The 6,793-nt window shown below is 62.3% G+C and carries 2 protein-coding genes; both read left to right on the top strand.

Going from position 1 to position 6,793, the window contains the following annotated elements; translation table 11 throughout:
* Positions 1–1,073, top strand: a 1,073-nt coding sequence (locus BLV67_RS33345) for an AMP-binding protein (protein ID WP_244160721.1), incomplete at its 5' end; no start/stop codon positions are given.
* A 10-nt stretch (positions 1,074–1,083) separates the two neighbouring features.
* The coding region (locus BLV67_RS16490; protein WP_482822395.1) for a non-ribosomal peptide synthetase at positions 1,084–6,793 on the top strand (5,710 nt) is incomplete at its 3' end.

Genomic DNA, 6,793 nt, shown 5'->3' on the forward strand with positions numbered 1-6,793 from the left:
ACCCGACCGTTGCGACGTGCCACACCTTGCACCGCATCGTGTGCAGCGGCGAGGCGCTGCCGGTGGATGCGCAACAGCAGGTCTTCGCCAAACTGCCGCAAGCGCGGCTGTATAACCTGTACGGCCCGACTGAAGCCGCCATCGATGTGACCCACTGGACCTGCCTTGATGAAGGTCGCGATGCGGTGCCGATTGGTCGCCCGATTGCCAATCTGGGCTGCTACATCCTCGACAGCCATTTCGAACCGGTACCCATTGGCGTATTGGGCGAGCTTTACCTGGGCGGCGTCGGCCTGGCCCGTGGTTATCACCGGCGTCCGGCATTGACCGCCGAGCGCTTTATTGCCAACCCCTTTGCCAACGGTGAGCGCCTGTACCGCACCGGCGACCTGGCGCGTTATCGCGACGACGGCGTGATCGAGTACGCCGGGCGTATCGACCATCAAGTCAAGTTGCGTGGCCTGCGTATCGAGTTGGGCGAAATCGAAGCGCGCCTGCTGGAGCATGAATGGGTGCGTGAAGCCGCGGTGCTGGCCGTCGACGGCAAATACCTGGTGGGCTACCTGGTGCTGCAACACGCCGCCGATGACTGGCGCGACGTAGTGAGCGCGCACTTGGCCCAAAACCTGCCGGACTACATGGTGCCCGCGCTATGGATGCTGCTGGAACAGATGCCCCTGAGCCCCAACGGCAAGCTCGACCGCAAGGCGTTGCCCAAAGCCGACGCCAACCTGCAGACGCGCGAATACGTGGCGCCGGGCAGCGACCTGGAACAACAGATTGCCGCAATTTGGGCCGAAGTGCTCGACGTGCAGCGGGTGGGCCTGAACGACAACTTCTTCGAGTTGGGCGGGCATTCCCTGTTGGCCACCCAAGTGGTGGTGCGCCTGCGCGAGCAGTTGCACGCCGAATTCGACGTCAAGTCGATCTTCACCACCCCGACCCTGGCGGACTTCAGTGCCTATGTAGCCACCCGGCAAACAAATAATTCGCCGGTGCAGGACGCATTGGCTAAATCCTTGGAGGCCCTCAAACGTCTATCAGCAGAAGATTTGGATAAATTGATTTCCTGAGGGGCGTGGCGTGCAAGCATTAATCGAGTCGGTAGGTTCACTGTCTGCGCAACAAAAGAAAGCGTTGGCGGTAATGCTCAAGCAGCAAGGCATCAACCTGTTTGAGATTGCCCCGGTTTTCAAGCGTCAGGAAGGCGAGCCGCTGCGACTCTCTTATGCCCAGGAGCGGCAGTGGTTTTTGTGGCAGTTGGAGCCGCAGAGCCCTGCCTACCATTTGCCACGTGCGTTGCGGTTAAAAGGCCAACTTGATCGGCCGGCCTTGCAACGCAGCTTTGACGCCTTGATTGCCCGTCACGAGAGTTTGCGCACCTGCCTGCATCAGGACGTCGATCAGGTATTACAGGTGGTCAAGCCTGAACTGCACCTTGAGATCGCTGAGGGTGTGGGTGATCGCACGCAACTCGAAGCTCAAGTGCAAGCCGAAGTCGCCAAACCCTTTGATCTGCAACAAGGCCCGCTGCTGCGGGTGAAATTACTGCAGATGGCGCCGGATGAGCATGTACTGGTGCTGGTGTTGCACCACATTGTCTCCGACGGCTGGTCGATGCAGGTCATGGTCGATGAGCTGGTGCAGTTGTACGTGGGCTTCAGCCAGGGCCAGGATGTGCGCTTGCCGGAGTTGCCGGTTCAATACCCCGACTATGCCTTGTGGCAGCGCAGTTGGATGGAAGCCGGCGAAAAAGAGCGCCAGCTGGGTTACTGGGTTGAGCGGTTGGGCGGTGAGCAACCGGTATTGGAGTTGCCCCTGGATCATCCGCGCCCGCCGGTACAAAGTTATCGCGGCGCGCGTCTGGACATGGACCTGGACGCAGTGTTGGTCAGCAGCCTCAAGGCGCTGGCTCAGCGCGAAGGTGTGACGTTGTTCATGCTGTTGCTGGCGTCCTTCCAGACGCTGTTGTATCGCTACAGCGGGCAGTCGGATATTCGCGTCGGTGTGCCGATCGCCAACCGCAATCGCGCAGAAACCGAGCGCCTTATCGGCTTCTTCGTCAATACCCAGGTGTTCAAGGCCGATATCGACGGGCAGATGCCCTTCAGTCAGTTGCTGGCCCAGGTCAAGCAGCGCGCACTCCAGGCCCAGAGTCATCAGGATCTGCCGTTCGAGCAGTTGGTCGAGGCACTGCAACCGGAGCGTAGCCTGAGCCATAACCCGTTGTTCCAGGTGATGTTCAACCACCAGACTGAAGCGCATAAGTCCCGTGGCGAGCTGCAATTGCCGGGCCTGGCCGTTGAGGCGCTGGAGTGGGGCAGTCAGAGTGCACAGTTCGACCTCAGTCTGGACACTCAAGAGTCCCCGCAAGGTATCTGGGCGTCGCTGACCTACGCCACTGACCTGTTCGAAGCGCCCACCGTGCAACGCATGGCCGAGCATTGGCAGCGCTTGCTGCGCGCCATTGTCGGGCGTGCGGACACCCGTGTGGCGCAGTTGGCCATGCTGATCGATGCAGAACAGCGCGATGTGCTGTACGCCTGGAACCAGAGTGGCCCCGTGTTCGAAGCGGCGGCAGGCGTTCACGGGTTGTTCGAGGCCCAGGTGCAACAGCGCCCGGAGGCGGTTGCGCTGTGCCTGGACGAACACACCATCAGTTATGCCGAGTTGAACCGCCAGGCCAATCGCCTGGCGCATGCGCTGATCGCACGCGGTGTCGGCCCGGAAGTGCGGGTGGGTGTGGCGATCGAGCGCTCGTTCGAGATGGTGGTTGGCGTGTTGGCCGTGCTCAAGGCCGGCGGCGCCTATGTGCCGCTGGACCCGCAATACCCGCGCGAACGCTTGCTGCATATGCTGGAGGACAGCGGTGTGCGTGTGGTACTGACGCAAGCCCATGTGCCGATGCCGCTGCCAGAAGGCATGGCGACGCTGGACGTGGCGGATCCGAGCCTGGTCAACTATGGCGAGAACAACCCGCAGGTCAAGGTCGACAAGCACAACCTGGCCTACGTGATTTACACCTCCGGTTCCACCGGCAAACCCAAAGGCGTGGCCATCGATCATGCGGCGCTGACCGAGTTTTCGCGGATGGCCGCCGACTATTCGCGCCTGACCCAGGATGATCGCGTACTGCAATTCGCTACCTTGAATTTCGACGGTTTTGTCGAGCAGCTCTACCCGGCGCTGACCCACGGCGCGACGGTGGTATTGCGAGGGCCGCAGCTGTGGGACAGCGCTCGGCTGTACGACGAAATCATCGCCCAAGGCATCACCCTGGCCGACTTGCCGACCGCTTACTGGAACCTGTTCCTGCTCGATTGCCTGGCGGCGGGGCCACGATCCTATGGCGCGCTTCGACAGGTCCACATTGGTGGCGAAGCCATGCCACTGGATGGCCCATCGCAGTGGGTGAAAGCCGGTCTTGGCCATGTACGCTTGCTCAATACCTATGGCCCTACGGAAGCCACCGTGGTGTCGAGTGTGCTGGACTGCACAGCCGCCGCTGAAATCGTCGGTGCCACCGCCAGCCCGATTGGCCGTTCCTTGCCGGGCCGCGCCCTTTACGTGCTGGACCGCGACTTGAACCTGGCGCCGTTGGGGGCGGTGGGCGAGTTATACATCGGCAGCCGCTGCGGTTTGGCGCGCGCCTATTTGAACCGCGCGCTGCTCACGGCCGAGCGCTTTGTGCCGGACCCGTTCGGCGCAACCGGCGAGCGGCTGTATCGCACCGGCGACCTGGCACGCTATCGCGCCGATGGTGTCATCGAGTATGTCGGGCGGGTCGATCATCAAGTCAAGATTCGCGGTTTTCGTATCGAGCTGGGTGAAATCGAGGCGCTGTTGTTGGCCCAGCCCTGCGTACGCGAAACGCTGGTGCTGGCCGTCGACAATCAGTTGGTCGCCTATCTGGTTGCCGAGCAGCAAGACGCCGCATCCCTCAAGCTGACGCTGCGCGAACAACTGCCGGATTATATGGTGCCGGCCCACCTCATCTTCCTCGACCGCATGCCGCTGAACCCCAACGGCAAGCTGGATCGCAATGCGCTGCCCAAACCCGATGTCAGCCAATCGCAGCCGGCATGGGTGGCACCGGTGACTGAGCTGGAGCAGCAGGTCGCCGCCGTGTGGGCGCAAATCCTGGGCGTTGAGCGCGTAGGGTTGACCGACCATTTCTTTGAGATGGGCGGGCATTCGCTGTTGGCCATGCAGGTGGTTTCACGCTTGCGGCATACGCTGGGGCGCGAAGTACCGCTCAAACTGGTGTTCGAGCAGCCGCGTCTGGAAGGGTTCGCTGGCGCTTTGCACGCCCTGGAAAGTGGCCTGGGTGAGCAGGCGCCCGCACTGGTGTCGGTCGGTCGTGACCAGCCGCTGCCGCTGTCGTATGCCCAGGAGCGTCAGTGGTTCCTTTGGCAACTGGCCCCGGACAGCGCCGCCTACCATATCCCCAGCGCCTTGCGCCTCAAGGGGCGGCTGGACACGGCGGCGTTGCAGCGCAGTTTCGATGAGTTGGTCGCCCGCCATGAAAGCCTGCGCACCTGCGTCGAACAGCAAGCGGACGGTGCGCGGCAAGTTATCCGCGTGCAGGTGGCGTTGCCTGTCCGGTGCGTTGACGTGCAAGAAGCTGATCTGCAAGCGCAGGTAGAGGCCGAAATTGCACAGCCGTTCAACCTGCAAAACGGGCCGTTGCTGCGTGTGACCTTAATGCGTGTGGCGCAGGACGATCATGTGTTGGTGCTGGTGCAGCATCACATCGTCTCTGACGGTTGGTCGATGCAAGTCATGATCGACGAGCTGGTGCAACTTTATGCCGCCTTCAGCCAGGGCCAGGCAGCACAGTTGCCGCTGATGCCGATCCAGTACGCCGACTTTGCCGTATGGCAGCGTACGTGGATGGAAGCCGGTGAGCAGGCCCGACAACTGGACTACTGGCGCGACGTGCTCGGTGGCGAGCAGCCCGTATTGGAGTTGCCGTTCGACCATCAACGTCCGGCGCAGCAAAGCCATCGTGGCGCGCGTCTGGATGTGCCGTTGCCTGCCGAACTGGCGCAAGGTCTTAAAGCCCTGGCCCAGGCGCAGGGCGTGACGATGTTTATGTTACTGCTGGCCTCGTTCCAGACATTGCTGCACCGCTACAGCGGCCAGCACGACATCCGTGTCGGTGTGCCGATCGCCAACCGCAATCGTGTGGAAACCGAACGTCTGATCGGCTTTTTCGTCAACACTCAAGTGCTCAAGGCCGATATCGACGGGCACATGACGGTTGCCGAGTTGCTGGCCCAGGTCAAGCAGCGTGCGCTGCAGGCACAGGCCCATCAGGACCTGCCGTTCGAGCAATTGGTGGAAGCCCTGCAACCCGAGCGTAGCCTGAGCCTGAACCCGTTGTTCCAGGTGATGTTCAACTATCAGCGCGAAGGACACCTGGGTGTGCAAGCGCTGACGGACTTGCGCATCGAAGGCCTGGAGTGGGAGCGCCGTACCGCGCATTTTGACCTCGACTTGGACGTGCATGAAAGTACACAAGGGCTGTGGGCCTCGCTGGGTTATGCCACCGATCTGTTTGAAGCCACCACTATCGAGCGCATGGCGCGCCACTGGCAGAATCTGTTGCAGGCGATGGTTGCCGACCAGCAGCAGAACATCGGCCAGTTGAACCTGTTGGATAGCGACGAGCAGCAGCACATCCTGCAACTGTGGAACTGCACCGATTCGGGCTTCTCGGCCGAGCGTCTGGTGCACGAGCTGTTCGCCGATCGCGCCCGGGAAACCCCGGATGCGGTGGCGGTCAAGTTCGATGCGCAAACCCTGACTTATGGCGAGCTGGACCGCCAGGCCAACCGCCTGGCCCATGCACTGATCGCCCGTGGCGTCGGCCCGGAAGTGCGCGTGGCGATTGCCATGCCGCGCAGCGCCCAAATCATGGTGGCGTTCCTCGCCGTGATGAAAGCCGGCGGCGTGTATGTACCGCTGGACATCGAATACCCGCGTGACCGCCTGCTGTACATGATGCAAGACAGCCGTGCGAAATTGCTGCTGAGCCACACCAGCGCCTTGCCGCAATTGCCGCTTGCCGAGGGTCTGGAAACCCTGGCCATTGACCGCACCGAAGACTGGGCCGGTTATAGCGATACCGCGCCGCAGGTCGATCTGAACGGCGACAACCTCGCCTACGTGATCTACACCTCCGGCTCCACCGGCATGCCCAAAGGCGTGGCGGTTTCTCACGGCCCGTTGGTGGCGCACATCATCGCCACGGGCGAACGCTACGAAACCGGCCCGGCCGACTGCGAATTGCATTTCATGTCCTTTGCCTTCGACGGCTCCCACGAAGGCTGGATGCACCCGCTGATCAACGGCGCCAGCGTGCTGATCCGCGATGACAGCCTGTGGCTGCCGGAATACACCTACGCGCAAATGCACCGCCACAACGTGACCATGGCCGTGTTCCCACCGGTGTACCTGCAACAGCTGGCCGAGCATGCCGAACGCGATGGCAACCCGCCCAACGTGCGCGTGTACTGCTTCGGTGGCGATGCCGTGGCACAGGCCAGCTACGACCTGGCCTGGCGCGCACTGAAACCGACGTATCTGTTCAACGGCTACGGCCCGACCGAAACCGTGGTCACACCGCTGCTGTGGAAAGCCCGTCGCGGCGACCCCTGCGGCGCGGTCTATGCGCCGATCGGCACGCTGTTGGGCAACCGCAGCGGCTACGTGCTGGACGCGCAACTCAACCTGCAACCCATCGGCGTGGCCGGTGAGTTGTACCTGGGCGGCGAAGGCGTGGCCCGCG

Source organism: Pseudomonas salomonii (genome assembly GCF_900107155.1).
GTDB lineage: Bacteria > Pseudomonadota > Gammaproteobacteria > Pseudomonadales > Pseudomonadaceae > Aquipseudomonas > Aquipseudomonas salomonii.